This window comes from Xanthomonas sp. NCPPB 1826 (assembly GCF_056725285.1).
Genome location: NZ_CM161521.1, coordinates 38860 through 61173, shown reverse-complemented (window position 1 = coordinate 61173; position 22314 = coordinate 38860). Strand labels below are relative to the sequence as shown.

Below are 22314 nucleotides of genomic sequence, written 5' to 3'. Positions count from 1 at the left end.
GCTCTTATGCTGCACAGGTCATGTCTCGATGCCGCCACAGCGGAAGGCTTCTGCATTTTCTCTCTGGTGGCAGTCGATTACCCAGCCAGCAGCAACCCTGCAGCATCCGTTGGTGCGCGATGCCGTGCCTGAAGGCGCGGCCTTGCTTGGCGACGAGCAGATGGAGGCGCTGGGGCACAGCCTGGCGCAGGCGCATGTGCTCTATACCGGGCCAACCCGCGAGCTGCTGCTGTCGCAACTCAAATTCAACGAGCGCTCGCTTGGCACGGCCGCAGCGCGATTGGCCGAAATGTCTGCCGATGGCTTGCGCCTGCATCCGGCCGGCGAGTGGTTATTGGACAACTATTATCTGGTGGAAGAGCAGATGCGCCTGGCGCGTCAGCATCTTCCGCCCGGGTATAGCCGGCAATTACCGCGTCTGCGCACGCCAACGTCGGTGGGCCTGCCGCGCGTCTACGAGCTGGGCTTGCAGGTGGTGGCGCATGGCGACGGGCGCGTGGATGCGATCACGCTGAGCCGTTTCATCGCGGCCTACCAACAGGTGGCGCCGCTCAAGCTCGGCGAGCTGTGGGCGATTCCGATCATGTTGCGGCTGGCGCTGATCGACAATCTGCGCCGCATTGCCGAGGACATCATGCACGACGGGCGCGACACCCGCCTGGCCGCGCATTGGGCCGCGTTGCTCAACGCCACGGCGGCGGCGCAACCCAAGGACGTGGTGGTGGTGGTGGCCGATCTGGCGCGCTCACAGCCACCGGCCACCGGTGCGTTCGTGGCCGAGCTGACGCGCGGCATCCAGGGCCGCGGCCCGGTGTTGTCGATGGCCAGCGCCTGGGTGGAGCAATGGCTGGCAAGCGAGGGCCACAGCGTGGAAGGCCTGGTGCACGCCGAAAGCCAACGCCAGGCGGCCGAGCAGGTGGCGATCAGCAACAGCATCGGCAGCCTGCGGTTTCTGGACGACATGGATTGGCGCGATTTCGTCGAGGCCATGAGCGTGGTCGAGCAGACCTTGCGCAAGGATCCGGCCGACGTGTATGCGCGCATGGATTTCCACACCCGCGATACCTACCGGCATGTGGTGGAACAGCTGGCGCAGCGCCTGGAGCGCGACGAGCCGGCCGTGGCCGAGGCGGTGCTGCAGCTGGCGGCGCACGCAGATGCCGCGATGCCGGTGGCCGGCCACGTGGGCTATTACCTGGTGGATGCGGGATTGCCGCGGCTGCGTGCCGCGCTTCGCGACTCAGCAGCGGCAGATACGCCGCCCCCACCGCGCCCACGCGCGCGACGCGTGGCGCTGCCGGTGTATCTGCTTCCGATCGCCGTGATCGCCGTGCTGTGGAGCGGCGTGCTGCTGCAGGGCGTGAGCGCACTGCCGCCGGCGCTGTGGTGGACCACCGCTGGCATCGCGCTGCTGGCCGCCAGCGAGCTGGGCATTGGCCTGGTCAACTGGGTGGCAACGCTATGGGTGCGCCCGCATCCGTTGCCGCGCATGGACCTGCGTGCCGGCATCACGCCCGATTGCCGCACGCTGGTGGTGATGCCGAGCATGCTGGCCAGTCACGAGGCCATCGACGAGCTGGTCGGCGCGCTGGAGGTGCATTACCTGGCCAACCGCGACGACCAGTTGTACTTCGCGCTACTCACCGATTTTCTCGATGCCGCGCAAGCGCTGTTGCCTGGCGACATGGCATTGGTGGCACATGCGGCGCAGCATATCGACCGGCTCAACGCGGCCTATGCCGATGCCCACGGCGATCGTTTCTTCCTGCTGCATCGCGCACGCCAGTGGAACGCGGGCGAAGGCTGCTGGATGGGCGCAGAGCGCAAGCGCGGCAAGCTGGAAGCGCTCAACCGCCTGCTCTGCGCCAACGCTGCACCGCTGCAGGCAGCTCACGAATTCCTGCAGGTGCAAGGCGATCTCGCCGCGCTGGTGCAGGTGCGCTATGTGATCACGCTCGACAGCGACACCCACCTGCCGCGCGATGCGGCACGCGCGCTGGTCGGGGCGATGTCGCATCCGTTGAATGTGCCCCGCATGGATGCGGCCGGGCAGATCGTCGAGGCCGGTTACGGCATTCTGCAGCCGGGCCTGGGCACCGGCATGAGCGAGGGCGGCGAGTCGCGGTTTGCGCGCATGTTCGGCATCGAGCCGGGCATCGACCCGTACACGCGTGTGGTCTCGGACGTGTATCAGGATCTGTTCGGCGAAGGCTCCTTCATCGGCAAGGGCATCTATGCCGTGGCCACCTTCGAGCAGGTGCTGGCCGGCCGCTTCCCCGATAACCGCGTGCTCAGCCATGACCTGCTGGAAGGCTGCTATGTGCGCGCCGGTTTGCTCAGCGACGTGCGTCTGTACGAGCGCCACCCGCAACGCTATGCCACCGATGCCAAGCGCCGCGCGCGCTGGGTGCGTGGCGACTGGCAGTTGCTGCCGTGGTTGCTGCCGTGGGTGCCGGACCGCGGTGGCCGGCGCGCGCGCAATCCCTTGTCGTGGTTGTCGCGCGGCAAGCTGCTGGACAACCTGCGCCGCAGCCTGGTGGCCCCGGCCGCGCTGAGTCTGTTGCTGATCGGCTGGTTGTGCTCACCCACGCCATTGCGCTGGACGCTGTGGTTGCTGGTGCTATGGCTGCTGCCGGGGCTGTGTTCGGCGCTGTATGCGCTGGCGCATCCGCCCGAGGGCCTGGGGCTGCGTCATCACGCGCGCCAGGTCGGTGTGGGGCTGCGTCAGCATCTGCTGCGCACCGGCGTGGTGCTGGCCTGCCTGCCGTTCGAAGCAGGGATGCAGCTGGCCGCCATCGCCCGCACGCTGGTGCGGATGTCGATCACCCGGCGCCATCTGCTGCAGTGGGCGCCATCCAGCGAAGTGGAACGCAGCGCGCGCAGTGGCAATGCCGAGCAACAGCTGATGGCCGGCGCCGCGTGCAGCGCGGCATTGGCGATCGCCGCGGTGGCGTGGTGGGCGCCGTTGGCGCTGTGGGCGGCGTTGCCACTGGGGCTGGCGTGGATGGCCGCGCCCTGGCTGATGGCCTGGCTGGGCGAACAACCCGCCGCACCGGTGGCGCAGTTGTCGCAGGAACAACGCGCTTTCCTCGGTGGATTGTCGCGGCGCACCTGGGCGTTCTTCGAAAGCCATTGCACCGCGCAGCACCACTGGCTGCCACCGGACAACGTGCAGGAATACCCGGTCACGGTGGTGGCCAACCGCACCTCGCCGACCAATATCGGGCTGGGCCTGCTGGCCAATCTGGCCGCCTACGATCTGGGCTACCTGACGGTGGCCGGCGTCATGGCCCGCGTGGCCAATACGCTGACCACGCTGGAAACGCTGCCGCGCTATCGCGGCCATTTCTACAACTGGTACGACACCGAAACGCTAGTGCCGCTGTTGCCGCGCTACGTCTCCACCGTGGACAGCGGCAACCTGGTCGGGCATCTGCTGACGCTGCGGCAAGGCCTGCTGGCACTGGTGGATGCGCCGGCGGTGTCGATGGCGGTGTTCGATGGGCTGGCCGACACCCTGGGCATGCTGGCATCGCGAACGCAGACACGCAGCGACGCCGCCGCCAATGCGCTGGACGCCATGTCGCAGAGCTTGCAGAGCATCCGCAGCCAGCCCGCGCTGAGCCTGCACCAGGCCGACCAAGCGCTGCGCCTGCTGCTGGCGCAGAGCCACACGATCCTGGCGCTGATGCCAGACAGCGACGACGACGAGCCATGGCCGCAACGCTTGATCGACAGCTGCGAGGCGGCCCTGGCCGAAGTGGGCCATTGCGCAACCACGCTTGCCGGTACCGATGCGCACGCGACGCCGCCCCCTGGCGCCACGGTCGCCACGCTGCGGCAACTCGCCGTCAGCGACCACGCACCCGGCGTGCAGACCTGGGCCGCCGGACGCGTGCAGGAGCTGCAACGGCTTGCGCATATCGCCGGGCAGCTGGCGCAGCTGGACTACGACTTCCTCTACAGCCCCGCCCAGCAGTTGCTGTCGATCGGCTACAACGTCGACGACCATCGCCTGGATAGCGGCCATTACGATCTGCTCGCCTCCGAAGCGCGCCTGGGCATTTTCGTGGCGATCGCCCAGGGCAAGTTGCCGCAGGAGAGCTGGTTCGCACTCGGCCGCACGCTCACCGACACCGGCGCCGAGCCCACGCTGCTGTCGTGGAGCGGCTCGATGTTCGAGTACCTGATGCCCGATCTGGTCATGCCCAGCTACCCGCAGACCTTGCTGAGCCGTTCGATGCGCGGTGCCGTGCAGGCGCAGATCCGCTATGGCACCGCACGCGATGTGCCGTGGGGCGTGTCCGAATCGGGCTACAACACCGTCGATACACGGCGCAATTATCAATACCGCGCATTCGGTGTGCCCGGGCTCGGGCTCAAGCGCGGCCTGGGCCAGGATCTGGTGATCGCCCCCTACGCCAGCGCGATGGCGCTGATGGTCGAGCCGGATGCGGCCTGCCGCAATCTGCAGCAACTGCAGGCGCTGGGATTTGGCGGGCGTTTCGGCTTGTACGAGGCGATCGACTACACCCCCTCGCGCGTGCCGCGTGGCGAACAGCATGCGCTGGTGCGCTCGTTCATGTCGCATCACCAGGGCATGGCGCTGCTGGCGTTGGACCACGTATTGCGCGGTGCACCGATGCAGAAGCGCTTTGTCGCCGACCCGCAATTCCAGGCCACGCTGTTGCTGTTGCAGGAGCGTGCACCGCGCGCTGGCGTGTATGTCAAAGGCCTGGCCGACGCCGCCGAGCGCCCGGTGGCCACCGAAGCCGGCATGGCCTTGCGCATCCATCGCGACCCCAATCTGCCGCAGCCGGCGCTGCAATTGCTCTCCAACGGGCGTTACCACGGCATGCTGACCTCGGCCGGCGGTGGCTACAGCCGCGCGCGCGACATGGCGGTGACGCGTTGGCGCGAAGACGGCACCCGCGACCACTGGGGCACGTTCTGCTATCTGCGCGATGTGGACAGCGGCGCGGTGTGGTCGGCCGCGCATCAGCCGACCTGCGTGCCGGTGGAGCGTTACGAGGCGATCTTTTCCGATGCCAAGGCCGAGTTCAAAGGCAGCCACCAGCGTTACGACAGCCATCTGGAAATCGCCATTTCCGCCGAAGACGATGTGGAGCTGCGCCGCTTGCGCATCCGCAACCGCTCGCGGCAGACGCGGGTGATCGAAATCACCACCTACGCCGAAGTGGTGCTGGCACCGGCGCAGGCCGACGAGGCGCATCCGGCCTTCAGCAACCTGTTCGTGCAGACCGAAATCCTGGCCGACAAACAGGCGCTGCTATGCACGCGCCGCCCGCGCGGGCATGACGAAGCGCAGCCGTGGATGCTGCATCTGGTGGCAGTGCACGATGCCGACGTGGCGTCGATCTCCTACGAGACCGACCGCGCCGCATTTGTCGGGCGCGGGCGCAGCACCCGCAATCCGCTGGCCTTGCACGCACACGCGCACGCCAGCCTGTCCGGCGCGGCCGGCTCGGTGCTGGACCCGATCGTGGCGATCCGCTGCCGCATTTCGCTGGCGCCGGATCAACAGGCGCAGGTGGACATGGTCTACGGCGTCGGCACCCAACGCGAGGCCTGCACCGCCTTGATCGACAAGTACCGCGACCGCCGTCTGGCCGACCGCGTGTTCGATCTGGCGCTGACCCAGAGCCAGGTCATCCGCCGGCAGATCAACGCCTCGCTGGAAGACGCGATGCTCTACGAACGGCTGGCCGCACGCGTGCTGTTCGTCGACCCGCAACTGCGCGCCGACAGCGAGGTGTTGCTGCACAACCATCGCGGCCAGTCGGCGCTGTGGAGTCACGCCATCTCCGGCGATCTGCCGATCGTGCTATTGCGCATCACCGACCCGGACAATCTGGATCTGGTGCGCCAGCTGGTGCAGGCGCACGCGTACTGGCGCCTGAAAGGCCTGCGCGCGGATCTGGTGATCTGGAACGAAAGCCAGGCAGGCTATCGGCAGCAATTGCAGGACGCGATTGTGGGCCTGATCGCCGCCGACCCCGAAGCCAATGTGCTCGACCGCCCCGGCGGCATCTTCGTGCGCGCCATCGAACACATCTCGCAGGAAGACCGCGTGCTGCTGCAGACCGTGGCGCGCGCGATCCTCAGCGATGCCAACGGCACCCTGGACGCGCAATTGCAGCGCCACCCCAGCGCGCGTGCGCATCCGCCGTTGCTGGAGCCCATCCAGCAACTGGACAGCGCCGATTACCTCAGCAGCACCCACGCCGCCTACCTGGACCGAACCCTGCAGGCCGCCGCCGAAGAACCGGTGCTGTTCGACAACGGCCTGGGCGCCTTCGCCGCCGACGGCCGCGAATACCGCATCACCCTGGACGAAGGCACCGCCACACCGGCGCCGTGGTGCAACGTGATGGCCAACGCGCACTTCGGCACGGTGGTCAGCGACAGCAGCCCCGGCTACAGCTGGGCCGAAAACGCGCACGAATTCCGCCTCACGCCGTGGCATAACGACCCGGTCGGCGATGCTTCCAGCGAAGCGTTCTACCTGCGCGACGAAGACACCGGCCAGGTGTGGTCGCCGATGGCGCTGCCATGCCGCGGCAGCGGTCGCTACACGGTGCGCCACGGCTTCGGTTACAGCGTCTACAGCCATATCGAACACGGCATCGGCAGCGAGCTGTGGGTGTTCGTGGATGTGGAGCGCCCGATCAAGTTCAGCCATCTGCGGTTGAAGAATCTTTCCGGCCGCCCGCGCCGGCTCAGCGTGACCGGCTATGTAGAGTGGGTGCTGGGCGACATCCGCGCCCGCTCGCAGCTGCATGTGGTCAGCGAGGTGGATCTGGGCAGCAGCGTGCTGACCGCGCGCAACCCGTACAACACCGAGTTCGACGGGCGCGTGGCGTTCTTCGATGCCGATGCACCCAGCCGCAGCATCACTGCCGACCGCAGCGAATTCATCGGGCGCAATGGCAGCCTGGCAGCACCGGCCGCGCTCACGCGGCAGCGTTTGTCCGGGCGCGTGGGTGCCGGCCTGGACCCGTGCGCGGCGATCCAGATCCCGGTCACGCTGGCGGCCGAACAGAGCTTCGAAACGGTATTCCGCCTGGGCGCGGCGGTGGATCGCGACACCGCACTGACACTGGCACGCCAGAGCCGTGGCGTGGCCGCAGCGCACACCGCCTTGCTGGCGGTGCGCGCGCATTGGCAGCAGGTTCTGGGCACCGTGCAGGTGACCACGCCCGATCCAGCGGTGGATCTGCTGGCCAACGGCTGGCTGCTCTACCAGACCATCGCCTGCCGGTTCCTGGCACGCAGCGGCTATTACCAGTCCGGTGGCGCATATGGGTTCCGCGACCAGCTGCAGGACAGCATGGCGATGGTGCACGCGCAGCCGGCGCTCAGCCGCGCGCATCTGCTGCGCTGCGCCGCGCATCAGTTCGTGCAGGGCGATGTGCAGCATTGGTGGCACCCGCCACAGGACCGCGGCGTGCGCACGCAGTGCTCGGACGATTTTCTGTGGTTGCCGCAGGCGCTCTGCCGCTATCTGGATGTCACCAACGACGCCAGTGTGCTGGACGAGCGCGTGAGCTTTATCGACGGGCGCGCCCTCAAGCCCGACGAGGAATCGTATTACGACCTGCCGCAGATCACCGCCAACATGCAGTCGCTGTATGCGCACGGCGTGCTCGCCTTGCAGCGCGGCATGGCACGGCTGGGCGAACGCGGCCTGCCGCTGATCGGCAGCGGCGACTGGAACGACGGCATGAACCGGGTCGGCAAGGACGGCAAGGGCGAGAGCGTGTGGCTGGGGTTCTTCCTCTACGACACGCTGCTAAGGTTCGCAGACGTGGCCGTGCAGCGCGACGATGCGACATTCGCAGCGACCTGCCGTGCGCACGCCCACGCCTTGCGCACTGCGCTGGAACAGCATGCCTGGGATGGGCGCTGGTACCGGCGGGCCTGGTTCGACGACGGCACGCCGCTGGGCTCGAGCGACTCGGACGAATGCCGTATCGATTCGCTGTCGCAAAGTTGGGCAGTGTTGTCCGGCGCGATGGACCCGGCGCGCGGTACACAGGCGATGGAAGCGATGCGTCAGCAACTGGTGGATGCCGAGACCGGCATCGTCAAGCTGCTGGTACCGCCGTTCGACCGTACCGAACACGACCCCGGCTATATCCGCGGCTATGTGCCCGGCGTACGCGAAAACGGCGGTCAATACACGCATGCGGCGGTGTGGGCGACGATGGCCTTCGCGCATCTGGGCGACAGCGCGCGGGCCTGGCAACTGGCCGGCATGATCAACCCGATCCACCACGCCCGCGACGCGGCGGGCGTGCAGCGCTACAAGGCCGAACCCTATGTGCTGGCGGCCGATGTCTACGCAGTGGCGCCGCACGCCGGCCGCGGCGGCTGGAGCTGGTATACCGGCGCCGCTGGCTGGATGTACCGCTTGCTGACCGAATCGCTGCTCGGCCTGCAACGCCATGGCGAGCGCCTGCACCTCGTGCCGTGCATCCCGGCCAGCTGGCCCCAGTACCAGCTGCGCTATCGCTTCGGCACCAGCACCTACGTCATCGACGTCACCCAGCGCCCCGGTGTCGAGCCACGGCTGGAAATCGACGGCATAGCGCAAGCCGAGCTTGCTTTCACTCTGGTCGACGACGGTGCGGTCCACGCTGTCGCCCTGGACTGGCCGGGAGACGCGACATGAGCACACGCATACGCACCCACACCAATCACCAGCTTTCCGATCTGGGCAGAATGTTGTCGGTATGGCCGCAGCGGGTGCGCGACCCCAGCCAGTTCTGGCCGCAATTCGATGCCTTGGCCAAAGGCATTCTTGACGAGGCCGCCGAGGCGGATCTGCAACGCGTGCAACGTCGCTTGCGGCAGCTGTTGCACCGTCACGGACTGACGCGAAGGAGCTGAGTCGTAGAGGCGTTTGGATTCAGTCAAACGCTGAGTTAATCGAGCGCGCGGTGCCCTCACCGCTCGCGGGACACGCCGTAAACCCGTCCCTGGGGGCTCGGTGGCGGCATCCATGCCGCCACACGGTCCCGCAATCGGCGAGGACACCGCACCAAAGATTTTGCTGGTTGCTTTGAGAAGAGCTACGCACACCGACCATCCCGACGGGTCCTTGCCCGCCCATCGTCGCGGAACCTTACGCGGCATGGATGCCGCGTAAGAGCTTACAAGGACGTAATTGCAGCGTGTCCCGCGAGGGTGGGCGGGCAAGGACCCTGCAGCCAAGCCCCAGATCATCCGCTCTACATCCGGTCTATCCGCGCAACCCAAAGACACAAGACACCCAATATTTGGACTCGTCGCGTCGCTTGGATGCGATAAAAAAGCCGAGCTCCTCGAGGGCATGACGCGCTGTGCCGCCGGTCCACCTTTATCCGCCACATGCAGTGCTGCGCGCTGCTGTGATCGACGACGCGCAGTCGCTACGCTTAGACTCCGCATTTACACGCGTCCAGGCCGCTGGTGATCGATCTCAATGACATTGCGCTGTACGTGCAGGTCGTGCGCAGCGGCAGCTTTGCCGAAGCCGCACGCCGGCTGGGCACTGCGCCCAATAGCGTGAGCCGGCGCGTGCAGCAGCTGGAAGCGCAACTGGACACCCGCCTGATGCAGCGCTCCACTCGCAAACTCACCCTCACCGACGCCGGCCAGGCCTTTTACGAACGTTGCGCCGATGCGGTGGACGGGCTGACCTCGGCCGGGCAGAGCCTGGTGGCCGGTGGCGACGAAGCCGCCGGTCTGGTGCGGGTGGCGGCGCCGGCGGATTTCCTGGATTTTTTCCGGGTCGAATGGGTGGGCGAATTTCTCGCCGCGCATCCGCGCGTACGGCTGGAATTCGTACTCAGCGATGCCAAGGCCGATCTGATCGCCGAGCGTATCGATGTGGCCTTCCGGGGCGGTGTAGTGACGGACCTGGGCTATGTCGGCCGCCAGATCCTGGCCGACACCAACGATGTCCTGGTGGCCAGCCCCGGCTACCTGCAGGCGCGCGGCAGGCCGTTGCGGCTGGACGAATTGCCGCACCACGACTGCATCAGTTTTCCGCATCCCAGCGGATATGCCACCTGGACACTGGTCGGCCCGTCCGGGCTTGCCGAAGATGTCCAGGTGCAGGCGCGCATGGCCGCCACCACCGCGCGCGCGCTGCGGCTAGCGGCGGTGGCCGGGCTCGGCATCGCGTTGTTGCCGCAGGCACTCACGTGGCCGGATATCAACGAAGGTCGCCTGACCGTGGTGCTGCCGGATTTTCAACGCAAGGGCCAGAGCCTGTACGCGCTCTACCCGAGCCGACACCATCTGCCGCGTGCGGTCTCGGCGTTCATCCAGGCCGTGACGGCACGATTGAATGCGCCTGAATGCAACGAGGTGATTGGCTTGGCAAATAGCGCCGCGCTGCGCGGCGTGCGGTGATTGCGTGATGCCAAGGGAGGCGGTTGCAACACCCCCAGCGATGCAGCATCAGCGCCGACATCCTTTGAAGCGCTGTTGGCGCCCCGCCACGCAGGCAACGCACTGCATCGAGCGGCACGCTGTCCGCTCGATGCAGTGTCACCACGGTTGAAAGATCAGCACCGGGCATTGGGTGGCTTGATCGCCGCCGCAGGCGATGCCAGTGGACAAGCGTCACGCGCTACCTCGCTCAGGCAGCAAGCCCATCGATCTGCTGCTGGGCGCTGGCGATACCCGCCTGGCGTGCGTCTGCGCCGGTGGCCAGACCTTCGGCAACGATCACTTCCGGGTTGTGCACACCGATAAACCCCAACGCCGTGCGCATGTAGGTCTCGGCATGCTCCAGCGATGCCATCGGCGAGCCGGCGCCATAGAAGCCGCCACGCGCCACCAGCAGAATCACGCGCTTGTTGCCGGCCAGCCCTTCGGGCACGCCTTGCGCGTTGTAGCGGAAGGTCTTGCCGGCCACCAGCACCCGATCGATCCAGGCCTTGAGCTGGGTCGGGATGGTGAAGTTGTACAGCGCCACGCCGATCACCACGGTGTCCGCATCCAGAAACTCCTGCAGCACCGTCGCACTGGTGGCCAGCTCGGCGGCCAGTGCCGGGCTCTGGTCGCCGGTGGGGTTCTGCTGCGCCGCCAGATGCGCGCCGGACAGGTGCGCCAGCGGCTCGGCAGCCAGATCGCGGTAAGTCACGGCGATATCGCTGTTGCCGGACTGCAGTTTTGCAACGGTGGCCGCCGAGAGCTGACGGCTGACCGAATAAGCGCCGAGGATGCTGGAATCGAGATGGAGCAGTTTCATGTCAGTGCCTTTGTAAAAAAGTATGGGGTGTGAGAGTTCGGCGACGCGTGGCGCAAGCGCACCCGCAGCGACGTGGTGGAACTGGTGGTTGAAGATGAGGAGCCGGTAAGGCGTGCTGGTTGGAAGGCGTACTGCGCCCGGAAGTCTCTGTCGCGCGCTGGTATGCCGGGCAATCCGCGTGCTGTGTGCCGGCCACGCGGCAGCCATGCCTCGGCTGCCGGTGGCGCCCGACTCAGGCCAGGCGGCCCCGCGCGCGCAGCTGTTCGCCGATGCGGCGGATTTCCGCCTCGCCCTGCGCCAGGGCGGCCTTGCTGGTATGCACCGAGTAGTGGCCCATCACCAGTTCGTGTGGATGCTTGACCGCCGAGCCCAGCACGAAGGAGGTCGCACCCACCGCCACCACCTCGATGGCCTGCTCGGCGTCCTGGAACACCGCCATCTGCCCGCTGCCGATGGTGTCGGCCGCTTCCAGCTGCCCGCCGTGCACCGCGATCCAGGCCACCTCATGGCCGGCCGGCGGCACATAGCGCCAGGTCTCACCGTCACGTAGCTGCACGCTCAGGTAGGTCATGTCGGACGGTGCCGGGATTTTGCTTTCCAGTGCGCCGTAGCGACCCAGCAGCACGCGCACCGGGCCGTCCACCGGCACATCGTCGGGCGACAGATACAGGCTCTGCGCCGGGGCGTTTTCCAAGGCGGCGGGCAAGGCGACCCACAGCTGGAAGCCCTTGGCCGAGGACTGACCGACCGGCACGCCGTCGTGCCAGACGCCATTGCCGGCGCGCATCCATTCCACCCCGCCGGTGGGCAAGGTGCCTTGCTGGCCGGTGCTGTCTTCGTAACCGACTTCGCCGTCCATCAGGTAGGTCAGCGTGGCGATGCCCGAATGCGGGTGCATCCCCATCGGCGCACCGCCGATCGACGGCTTGACGGTGAACAGGTCCAGGAACACGAACGGCTTGACCAGCTGGCCCAGGTCGCCCGGGCTCATCAGCCGGGTGATCGGGCCGCGGGTGGTGCCACCGGTACGGAACACCACCGGGCGTGGCGCGGCCTGCACGCTGCTCTCGCGCTGCGGCCCAGCGGTGTAGGCGGTGGCCAGTTGTGCGTACATGACAGATCCCTTTGCGGTGGCGGTGGGGCGCGCTGCCCCGGTGAGCAAAGAGTAGAGACGCGGCCATTGATGGACTAGCCGGAAGATTTGTAGTGGAGTCGTCCAGATCTGGAAGTAATCTCGCTACCGGTATAGCGACGCATCAATACAGACAGGACCCGACGACGCATGATCGGTAACGTCAAAAAAGTTGACAGACCTGGACTTTAATGTAACCGTGTCGTCAACACATCGACTAGATTACCATGCCAACCAGCACCCGCTTCGCCGTTGCCGCCCATACCCTGACTGCCCTGGCCGTCAGTGGCGGCAAGCCAATGCGCTCGGAAGACCTGGCCTATAGCGCCAACACCGGCGCAGTGGTGATCCGCGGCCTGCTGTCGCGGCTGACTGCCGCCGGGCTCACCAGCTCCCAGCTCGGTGCCGGCGGCGGCGCCCTGCTGGCGCGCCCGGCCGAGGACATCAGTCTGTTGGAGGTCTACCGCGCGGTGGAAAACACCGAACTGTTCGCCCTGCACCGCACGCCGCCGTGCGAGGCCTGCGCAGTGGGCGGCAACATTCTGCAGGCATTGCAGCCAGCGCTGGAACGCGCGCGGCAGGCGATGGAACAGGAACTGGCCGGCGTCAGCGTGGCGCAACTGGCTGCAGACGTCGCGCGGCTGGGCAAGTTCAGCATCCCGTTGCAGTGGTAACCCCACCCTGCATTTCAGTTTAAATGTCGCCATGTCGGCGACATACATCAGGAGTAACACCATGAGTATTGGCATCATCGGCGCAGGCGCTATCGGCAGTGGTTTCGCCCGTCTTCTGGCCAGCCGGAACATCCCCGCGCTGATCTCCAACAGCCGCGGCCCGGAATCGCTGCAGGCCTTGGCGGCCGAGCTTGGCCCATCGATCACGCCAGTCACTGCGGCCGAGGCGGCCCAGGCCGATATCGTGCTGGTGGCGGTGCGCTGGCATGGCCTGCCGGCTGCGCTGGCCGGGCTGCCCGACTGGAACGGCCGCATCGTCATCGACAGCAACAACGCCTTGATGGACGTCGCCCCCGACTCGCCGGAAGCCACCGACCCCGCTAACCCGATCGGCGCCTATGGGCTGAAGGCGATCGACACAGGCGGCCGCCCCTCCAGCCAGGTGTTCGCCGAGCTGGTGCCGGGTGCGCGCGTGGTCAAGGCCTTCAACCATCTGGACTCGCAGCTGCTCGGCAAGCTGGAGGTGACTGAAGGCAAGCGGGTGTTCTTCATCGCCGGCGACGACGCCGATGCCAAGGCGCAGGTCGCCCAGTTGCTCGCGCAACTGGAATTGGCCAGCGTCGACCTGGGCCCGCTCGCCACTGGCGGCCCGTTGTTCGAGTTGCCGTTTGGCCCGTTGTCGGTGGCGAGTTTCGTCAAGCTCTGAGGGGCCGGGATTGGGGATTGGCGGATGGCATCCACTCTTCCTGTGCGTCTGTGCGCAAGGGCAGCGGTCACCCAATGCCGGCTGGGCGTCGCTAAAGCGACGCCCCGTTGCGGCCATCGGACCTGCTGCCACGTCATGTGAACGACACAAGCCCGCCCGCGGGCCGCTTTCTGGCCGCGGCCTTCATGCCACGCCAACAACGCTTTCTTCACGCTTGCGCCATTCTTCCGCTGGAGACCCCCGATGATCCGCACCCTCGCCCCGCTCGCTGCCGTGTTGTTGCTCTCGGCCTGTGCCTCCAACCAGGTCGCGCAGGTGCAGCCCATCGACGGGGCCATCTCCGGCCAGTGCCATATCGACAAGGTGCGCGGCGCGGTCGGCCTGGCCGCGGCGGCGCAGACTATCGAACGTGCGCGCGTGGACAGCGACAGCCTGCAGGTCAGCGTGCGCCGCGGCGAGCGCGCCACCGGCGGCACCACTGCCAGCGGCCTGGCCGACCCGGCCCAGGGCGCCAGCGAAAGCGGTGGCGATCACCTCACCGTCGAGACCGGCCCGAACAACAACATCACCGCGATCTACTGCGGCTGAGGGGGCCGCTGGCACCGGCGCATCCGCGTCGCCGTCCCAGGGACAGTGACGTGTGCAGCAGGCACGTGCCACATTGCCTGCTGCCGCCGGGACCATGACCAGAGATCGCGCTGGCGAACGGACCAGCGCGCTGCTCGGCTCAATCTGCACGGGCTTGCAGAAACTGCCGTCGGCCTTGGCCCCGATGCCAACGGCACCATGCCGCGCCGTCGGCACGGTGCTTATCACCGTCGAGCGGATCAGAGCACGTCCGCCGGTAGATGCTGGACACAGGCATCCGCGTTGGACAGCACCAACGCCGCGCGCCATTGCAGTTCGCCAGGATCGGCGCTCAGCGTGACATCGCACTGCCGGTCGTAACGGCTGATGTCGCTCGTCCCGCTTTCCATTGCCAATCCTGCACGCTGGATGCCGGCGCCAAAGCGTAGTGCGATTGCACGCGTGGGTTGGACAACGAATGCAGAGCGCTTGGATGCGCTCGGGCTTCGACATACCAAACGTGATCTGCCGGTTGTCCAGAGTGCGCGTTACACGTTGCGGCGCGCTATCGCCGTTGCTGTTGGTGCGCAGCTTCTAGCCGATTGACGCGTTGCTCCACCCATAGTGCGGTTTGCCTGTCGCTCGCCTATGCAACACAGGCGTTGGGCACGTGACGCGCAACGCATTCGGTCATCGCCTGCATCAGCAATCACTCAGCAAATTGCTCGTTGATGGCACTGCATTGCAGCGCCAACGTGGCATTGCCAAGGTGCCAATACTGATAAGAACCTGAACTCTCGTGGCCGAATCGCAGCCAGGACGGACTACGGACAGCGTCTTGCTTTAGCCTTGTTTTCCGCACAATCGCACGTCTGCGTCGATGTGCACAGATGTTGCTTGAACGAACTCTTTCAATGTTGTGAGGATAGATGGCTCGTTCGTATATGACGTCGTTTTTTCGCGAATGGCTTACCGCACCCTGCTCCGTTGCCGCGATACTCCCCTCCGGACGCGCACTTGCTTCCATCATCACTTCCGAGTTGTCGGAACGTACTGGCCGTGTCCTCGAACTCGGGCCGGGCACCGGTGTGTTCACCCAGGCGATGATCGACAAGGGCGTGCAGGAAAACAACCTCACCCTGCTTGAGTACAACGCCACCTTTTCTGCGTTGCTCAAGCAGCGCTTTCCGCGCGCAAGACTGCTGCAGATGGATGTTGCCCAGCTTGAATCGATCCCGCGCATCGATGGTGCGTGCGTCGATGCCGTGGTCTGCGGCCTTGGCTTGTTGAACATGCCGGCGCATCAGGTGGCTGCGATCTTGCGTGGCGCCTTCATGCAGTTGAAGCCTGGTGGCCGGCTGTATCTGTTTACCTACGGAATCAGGTGCTCGGTTCCGGCACAGATCCTCGACGCGCTCAACCTGGAAGCGGTCAGGATCGGGCGCACGTACCGAAACGTTCCGCCTGCGACGACCTATCGCATCCAACGTCGCGCATACGCAGCATAGCCTCAGGCAGATTTTGCACGGCGCAGGCTCGGCCCGGCCGCCTTGCGCGGTTTGCTGCTGGTCTTGCGTGGCTTGCTGCGCGAGTCGGTCAGAAAGCGTAGCGTCGCTGCCTCCCATTGGCGCTCGCCGCGCACGCCGGTGGCCATGGCCTGCAACTGACCGGCGCGCCAGCCTTCGAATACACACGGGTCGATGTAGGCCTTGCGACACACCGAGGGCGTATTGCCCAGCGCATCGGCTACTTCGCGGATGACATCGTTCTGCACCTGGGTCAGCGCGCGTTCGCTCATGCGCTCGGGCAGCGGCAAACGTGCCAGGCGTTGCAATGCCGCCAGCGTGCCGCCCCAGGTACGGAAATCCTTGGCAGTGAAATCCTCGCCCATCGCCTCGCGCAGGTAGTCGTTGACCTCGCCCGAATCCACCGGCTGCAGCTGGCCGTCGTCATCGCGGTACTGGAACAGCGATTGCCCCGGCAATTGCTGGCATTCGCGGATCAGTTTGACCAGTTGCTTGTCATCCACCTCGATATCGTGATCCTGGCCGCTCTTGCCGCGGAATTTGAGCCGCGCACGTCCGCCGCGCAGGAATTCCATGTGCCGGTTGCGCAACGTGGTCAGCCCGTAGGAACGATTGCTGCGCGCATACTCCGCGTTGCCCACGCGCACCAGCGTGTCGGCCAGCAACGCCACCACGATCGCCAGCACCTTCTCGCGCGGAAATCCCGGCAGGACCAGATCGCGGCGTAGCCGGCGGCGCAGCTTGGGCAGCGCCTGGCCGAAGGCGATCACCCGCTCGAACTTGCCCTCGCCGCGCACCTGCGCCCAATCGGCGTGGTAGCGGTACTGCTTGCGCCTGCGCGCATCGCGGCCGGTGGCCTGCAGATGGCCGTTGGGCTTGGCGCAGATCCACACCTCGGTATACGCCGGCGGAATCGCCAGCGCGCGGATGCGCTGCAAGGTGTCGGCATCGGCCACGCGTTGTCCATCCGCGCTGCGGTAACTGAAGCTCTTGCCGGCCTTGCGGCGGCTGATACCGGGCTGTTGATCGTTGACGTAGGTCAGCCCGGCCGCGCGCGCGGTGGCCTTGGCCTGTGCAACCGCGGCCACGCTCGCCACCGCGGCGGTGGCGGCCACCGCGCCGGCGGCAACGGTGGCCAGCTTGCCGGCGGCGCTGGCGGTGGCAGCGGCATTGCGAAGAACACGTTTGGCTTTCATTGCGCACGGATCGAAGGACAGGCGCCGATTGTTGAGCCGGGCAGGACTAGGCCGCGTCAACGCTGCGACAACGCCATGTGGGCAAGCGATGCCCGCGAGCAGGTTTTCTGCTTATGCTTGGGCTTCCCCTACTGTGCTGGAGTCATCGATGCGCGCTGTCCTGCCTACCGCCCGTCTGGCCTGTACCCTGGTCGTGCTGGCGGCATTGACTGCCTGCGGTTCGCCGCAACCGGACGAGCAGGAAGCCGTCTCCGCCAAGGCGCAGCAAGCCGCCGAACAAGCCGCCGCACCGGCACCGGCCGCCGCGCCCGAAGCGCCGCCGATCGGCAGCTGCGACGCAACCCAGGTGCAATCGCTGGTGGGCCAGGCGCTGACCGATGCGGTGAGCGACCAGGCCCGCACCGACGCCGGCGCCAAGTCGGTGCGCGTGCTCAAACCCGGCCAGATGACCACGATGGAGTTCAACGGCGAGCGGCTCAATCTGGAAGTCGATGCCAAGAACGTGATCGCCTCGGTGCGTTGCGGCTAAGTACCGGTTGGCGCCTGTTGGCGAACGGGCGCCGAGCCAGCTGGCACAAGGCCTTGCGGCCGCCCTCGTTGCAGCTGTAACGGTGTATTGCGGCACCGCATCAACTGTGGTCTAGTCGATCATCCGGTGACCTCTTCGAAACGCTCCACGGATCGAGCGCTGCAACGTCGTCGCCGCTCTCCCAGATCGCAAAGAGGCAGACATGGCCCCCCGCACTCGCCAAGGGCTCAACGACTACGGTCTCTACAACAGCGCGCGCGATGAGCGCGACGCCTGTGGTTTTGGCATGGTCGCCCAGTTGGACGACCAACCTTCCCGCTCGCTGGTGGACACCGCAATTGCGGCGCTCTCGCGCATGACCCACCGCGGCGGCGTGGCGGCCGACGGGCTCACCGGCGATGGCTGCGGCCTGCTGATCCGCAAACCCGATGCGTTCCTGCGCGGGCTGGCGCGCGATGCCGGTATCGCCCTGGGCACGCGCTACGCGGCCGGCGTGGTGTTCCTGCCGCTGGACGAAGCCGATGCCGCACGCTGTCGCACCGAACTGGAAACCCAGTTGCACGGCGCCGGCGTGCAGTTCCGCGGCTGGCGCGTGGTGCCCACCGACGACAGCGTCTGCGGCCAGCTGGCACGCGACACCTTGCCGCGCATCGAACAGGTATTCGTCGATGCCGGCGCCGAGCAGAGCGAAGACGGCTTCACCCTGGCGCTGTTCCTGGCGCGCCGCCGCGCCGAGCAGGCGCTGCGCGAGGTGGAAAACTTCTACGTCACCACGCTCTCGCCCAACGGCATCAGCTACAAGGGCATGGTGCTGCCGGACAAGCTGAGCACGTTCTACCCGGACCTGCAGCGCAGCGACCTGTCCTCCAGCGCGATCGTCTTCCACCAGCGCTTTTCCACCAACACGCTGCCGCGCTGGCCGTTGGCGCACCCGTTCCGCCTGCTCGCCCACAACGGCGAGATCAACACCATCGAAGGCAACCGCCGCTGGGCGCAGGCGCGTAGCAAGGTGTGGCAGACCCCGCGTTTCGACATCGCCGAGTTCGACCCGGTGATCTCCATGCACGGCTCGGACTCGCAGAGCCTGGACAACATGCTCGAGCTGCTGATCGCCGGTGGCATGGACCTGCTGCAGGCGCTGCGCATCCTGGTGCCGCCGGCGACCCAGTCGCTTGAGTTCAAGGACGCCGACCTGGCCGCGTTCTACGAGTTCTACGGCCTCAACACCGAACCGTGGGATGGCCCGGCCGGCATCGTCGCCTGCGACGGCCGCTATGCCGCCTGCATGCTCGACCGCAACGGCCTGCGCCCGGCGCGCTGGATGCTGACCTCCGACCGCCATTTCCTGGTGGCCTCCGAGGCCGGCGTGTGGGAACTGCCGGCCGAGCGCATCACCCGCAAGGGCAAGCTGGGCCCGGGCGAGATGATGGCGATCGATCTCAAGCGCGGCGACCTGCTGGACTCGGACGCCATCGACCGCATCAACCGCGCGCGTGCGCCCTACAAGCAATGGCTGCAGCAGGGCGTGACCTATCTGCAGACCGAACTGATCGACCCCTCGCTGGTGGAAGAACCCTTCAGCGAGCAGACCTTGCGCAGCTACCACAAGCTGTTCCAGCTCAGCACCGAGGAAGTGGAACAGATCCTGCGCCCGCTGGCCGAGACCGAGCAGGAAGCCACCGGCTCGATGGGCGACGACACCCCGATGGCGGTGCTCAGCCGCCAGACCCGGCCGTTGTACGACTACTTCCGCCAGGCCTTCGCGCAGGTCACCAACCCACCGATCGACCCGCTGCGCGAAGGCATCGCGATGTCGCTCACCACCCAGCTCGGCAAGGAGACCAACATCTTCCACGCCGGTGCGGAGACTGTGAACCACGTCATCCTCAACTCGCCGGTGCTCAGCCAGCGCAAGCTGCGCCAGCTGCTGAAGATGGAGCAGTACGTCGAGCGCAACCGCCTGATCGACCTGTCCTACAGCGTGGAGGAAGGCCTGAAGGCCGGCCTGGAACGCATCTGCCAGGAAGTGGAAGCGGCCGCGCGCGCCGGCGCCGTCATGCTGCTGCTGTCCGACCGTTACCCGGTCCCGGACCGGCCGATGGCGCATGCGCTGCTGGCCACCGGCGCGGTGCACCACCACCTGTGCAAGGTGGGCCTGCGCTGCGACGTCAACCTGATCATCGAAACCGGAACCGCGCGCGATGCGCACCACATGGCCTGCCTGCTCGGCTTCGGCGCCACCGCGGTGTATCCGTACCTGGCCTACCAGACGCTGTTCGACCTGGGCCGGCGCGGCATCCTGCAGCTGAGCAAGGGCGGCGAGCAGTCGCAGATCGGCCGCCGCTACCGCAAGGGCATCTACAAGGGCCTGTCCAAGATCATCTCCAAGATGGGCATCTGCACCATCGCCAGCTACCGCGGTGCGCAGTTGTTCGAGATCGTCGGGCTGGACCCGGACGTGGTGGAACTGTGCTTTGCCGAGACGCCCGCACGCATCGGCGGCGTGGGCCTGTCACGGCTGGATACCGAGGCGCGCGAGCTCACCGCACGCGCCTGGAACGACCAGCTCAAGCCGGAAGTGGGCGGCCTGCTCAAGTACGTGCACGGCGGCGAGTACCACATGTACAACCCCGACGTGGTCATGACGCTGCAGCGCGCCACCCGCACCGGCGATGCTGGCGACTGGCAGAAGTACGTCGACGCGGTGCATTCGCGCCCGGCCTCCACGCTGCGCGATCTGGTCCAGCTCAAGCGTGCCGACACCCCGACCCCGCTGGACGAGGTGGCCCCGGCCGAAGATGTGTTGCGTCGCTTCGACACCGCCGCGATCAGCCTGGGCGCGTTGTCGCCCGAAGCGCACGAGGCGCTGGCCATCGCGATGAACCGCCTGGGCGGGCGCAGCAACTCCGGCGAAGGCGGCGAAGACCCGGCCCGCTATGGCACCGAGAAGCGCTCCAAGATCAAGCAGGTGGCCTCCGGCCGTTTCGGCGTGACTCCGGAATACCTGGTCAACGCCGAGGTGCTGCAGATCAAGGTCGCCCAGGGCGCCAAGCCCGGCGAAGGTGGCCAGCTGCCCGGCCACAAGGTCAACGAGCTGATCGCGCGGCTGCGCTACGCCAAGCCCGGCATCGGCCTGATCAGCCCGCCGCCGCACCACGACATCTATTCGATCGAAGACCTGGCCCAGCTGATCTACGACCTCAAGCAGGTCAACCCGACCGCGCTGGTGTCGGTGAAGCTGGTGGCCCATGCCGGCGTCGGCACCATTGCCGCCGGTGTGGTCAAGGCCGGCGCCGACCTGATCACCGTGTCCGGCCATGACGGCGGCACCGGCGCCAGCCCGGTCAGCTCGATCCGTTATGCCGGCGTGCCGTGGGAACTGGGCGTGGCCGAGTCGCACCAGGCGCTGGTGGCCAACGACCTGCGCGAGCGCACCATCCTGCAGACCGACGGCGGCTTGAAGACCGGCCTGGACGTGGTCAAGGCCGCGTTGCTGGGCGCCGACAGCTTCGGCTTCGGCACCGCGCCAATGATCGTGCTGGGCTGCAAGTATTTGCGCATCTGCCACCTCAACAACTGCGCCACCGGCGTGGCCACCCAGGACGAGCGCCTGCGCGCGAACTACTTCACCGGCCTGCCCGAGCGCGTGGAGCATTTCTTCCGCCTGCTGGCCGAAGAGGTGCGCCAGTGGCTGTCCTACCTGGGCGTACGCTCGCTGGACGACATCGTCGGCCGCACCGACCTGCTCGAACAGCTGGAGGTCTCCCCGCGTGCCGGGGTCAAGGTCGACCTGTCGCGCCTGCTGACGCATGCCCGCTACGACGGCAGCCACTGCGCCGCCCAGCGCCTGTACGAATCGCCCGACAGCCTGGCCACGCAGATGGACGGCCTGCTCGCCGATGCGATCGCCAACAAGCGCGGCGGCGACCACCGCTTCCTGATCCACAACACCGACCGCTCGATCGGCGCGCGCCTGTCCGGCGCCATCGCACGCGTGCACGGCAATCACGGCATGAGCGATGCGCCGTTGAACCTGCGCTTCCGCGGCACCGCCGGGCAGAGCTTCGGCGCGTTCAACGCCGGTGGCCTGCAGCTGGAGCTGGAAGGCGAAGCCAACGACTACGTCGGCAAGGGCATGGCCGGCGGCCGGCTGGTGGTGCGCCCGCCGCGCGGGGCGCGCTTCGAGGCGCGCAGCACGCCGATCGTGGGCAACACCTGCCTGTACGGCGCCACCGGCGGCGAGCTGTTCGCCGCTGGCCGCGCCGGCGAGCGCTTTGCAGTACGCAACTCCGGCGCACTGGCGGTGGTGGAAGGCGCAGGCGACCACTGCTGCGAGTACATGACCGACGGCGTGGTGCTGGTGCTGGGCAAGGTCGGCCTGAACTTCGGCGCCGGTTTCACCGGCGGGCTGGCCTACGTGCTGGATATCGAACGCGACTTCGTGGACCGCTACAACCACGAGCTGATCGACATCCACCGCGTTTCCGCCGAGGGCTTCGAGAACCATCGCCAGCATCTGCACACCCTGATCAGCCGCCACCGCGAGCTGACCGGCAGCATCTGGGCGCAGCAGATCCTGGACGAGTTCCGCGACTACATCGGCAAGTTCTGGCTGGTCAAACCCAAGGCCGCCAGCATCGAGTCGCTGACAGAGTCGCTCAGGCGTGCCGCCTGAGTGACGGGATTGGGGGAGTCGGGATTGGGGATTCGCTCAAGCT

13 protein-coding genes are annotated in these 22314 nt (G+C 66.9%); 9 read left to right on the top strand and 4 right to left on the bottom strand.

Annotated features, from left to right (window positions below; all coding sequences use genetic code 11):
• Positions 1-28 precede the first annotated feature (28 nt).
• The 3 genes from AC1PLA_RS00225 to AC1PLA_RS00215 all read left to right on the top strand — a co-directional run bounded on the left by AC1PLA_RS00225 (position 29) and on the right by AC1PLA_RS00215 (position 10422).
• Positions 29-8695, top strand: coding sequence for a glycoside hydrolase family 94 protein (locus AC1PLA_RS00225; RefSeq protein ID WP_481105318.1), 8667 nt, complete (start codon positions 29-31; stop codon positions 8693-8695).
• Positions 8692-8913: a hypothetical protein gene (locus tag AC1PLA_RS00220; protein ID WP_039518066.1), complete on the top strand. Its 222-nt coding sequence runs from the start codon at positions 8692-8694 to the stop codon at positions 8911-8913. Before AC1PLA_RS00225 ends, AC1PLA_RS00220 begins: the two co-directional genes overlap by 4 nt.
• Positions 8914-9474: 561 nt before the next feature.
• Positions 9475-10422 carry a LysR family transcriptional regulator gene (locus tag AC1PLA_RS00215; RefSeq protein WP_039518067.1) on the top strand — a complete coding sequence of 316 codons (948 nt, stop codon included), beginning with the start codon at positions 9475-9477 and terminating at the stop codon, positions 10420-10422.
• A gap of 229 nt (positions 10423-10651) precedes the next feature.
• Here the strand turns inward: AC1PLA_RS00215 and AC1PLA_RS00210 are convergent, their stop codons facing one another.
• Both AC1PLA_RS00210 and AC1PLA_RS00205 read right to left on the bottom strand, forming a co-directional pair.
• Entirely contained in the window at positions 10652-11266 is a 615-nt protein-coding gene (locus AC1PLA_RS00210) for an FMN-dependent NADH-azoreductase (RefSeq protein WP_047126496.1), read from the bottom strand.
• Between the two features lie 232 nt (positions 11267-11498).
• Entirely contained in the window at positions 11499-12380 is an 882-nt protein-coding gene (locus tag AC1PLA_RS00205; protein ID WP_481105317.1) for a pirin family protein, read from the bottom strand.
• 245 nt (positions 12381-12625) lie between these two features.
• On the opposite strand from AC1PLA_RS00205, the gene AC1PLA_RS00200 reads away from it, so the two are divergent.
• The 3 genes from AC1PLA_RS00200 (at position 12626) to AC1PLA_RS00190 (ending at position 14366) form a co-directional block, all read left to right on the top strand.
• A complete protein-coding gene (locus AC1PLA_RS00200) occupies positions 12626-13072 on the top strand; it encodes an Rrf2 family transcriptional regulator (RefSeq protein WP_065047661.1) in 447 nt (148 codons plus the stop codon).
• A 61-nt stretch (positions 13073-13133) separates the two neighbouring features.
• On the top strand, positions 13134-13778 hold the full coding sequence (locus tag AC1PLA_RS00195; protein WP_039518078.1) for an NADPH-dependent F420 reductase: 645 nt from the start codon (positions 13134-13136) through the stop codon (positions 13776-13778).
• Positions 13779-14021: 243 nt separating this feature from the next.
• Positions 14022-14366 (top strand): hypothetical protein, encoded by a 345-nt coding sequence (locus AC1PLA_RS00190; RefSeq protein ID WP_016901594.1) that lies wholly within the window; start codon positions 14022-14024, stop codon positions 14364-14366.
• Positions 14367-14605: 239 nt separating this feature from the next.
• On the opposite strand, the gene AC1PLA_RS00185 is transcribed toward AC1PLA_RS00190, so the two are convergent.
• A complete protein-coding gene (locus AC1PLA_RS00185) occupies positions 14606-14755 on the bottom strand; it encodes a hypothetical protein (protein WP_164739385.1) in 150 nt (49 codons plus the stop codon).
• Between the two features lie 534 nt (positions 14756-15289).
• Between AC1PLA_RS00185 and AC1PLA_RS00180 the strand changes: the two genes are divergently transcribed.
• Complete coding sequence (locus AC1PLA_RS00180) at positions 15290-15853, top strand: class I SAM-dependent methyltransferase (protein WP_481105316.1); 564 nt, start codon at positions 15290-15292, stop codon at positions 15851-15853.
• A 2-nt stretch (positions 15854-15855) separates the two neighbouring features.
• Here the strand turns inward: AC1PLA_RS00180 and AC1PLA_RS00175 are convergent, their stop codons facing one another.
• The gene (locus AC1PLA_RS00175; RefSeq protein ID WP_172454397.1) at positions 15856-17157 is read right to left on the bottom strand and encodes a DNA topoisomerase IB; all 1302 of its coding nucleotides are present in this window, start codon (positions 17155-17157) and stop codon (positions 15856-15858) included.
• A 58-nt stretch (positions 17158-17215) separates the two neighbouring features.
• Between AC1PLA_RS00175 and AC1PLA_RS00170 the strand changes: the two genes are divergently transcribed.
• Together AC1PLA_RS00170 and gltB are read left to right on the top strand one after the other, a co-directional pair.
• On the top strand, positions 17216-17596 hold the full coding sequence (locus AC1PLA_RS00170) for an I78 family peptidase inhibitor (RefSeq protein WP_016901590.1): 381 nt from the start codon (positions 17216-17218) through the stop codon (positions 17594-17596).
• A 202-nt stretch (positions 17597-17798) separates the two neighbouring features.
• Positions 17799-22271: a glutamate synthase large subunit gene (gene gltB / locus AC1PLA_RS00165; RefSeq protein ID WP_481105315.1), complete on the top strand. Its 4473-nt coding sequence runs from the start codon at positions 17799-17801 to the stop codon at positions 22269-22271.
• Positions 22272-22314 lie beyond the last annotated feature (43 nt).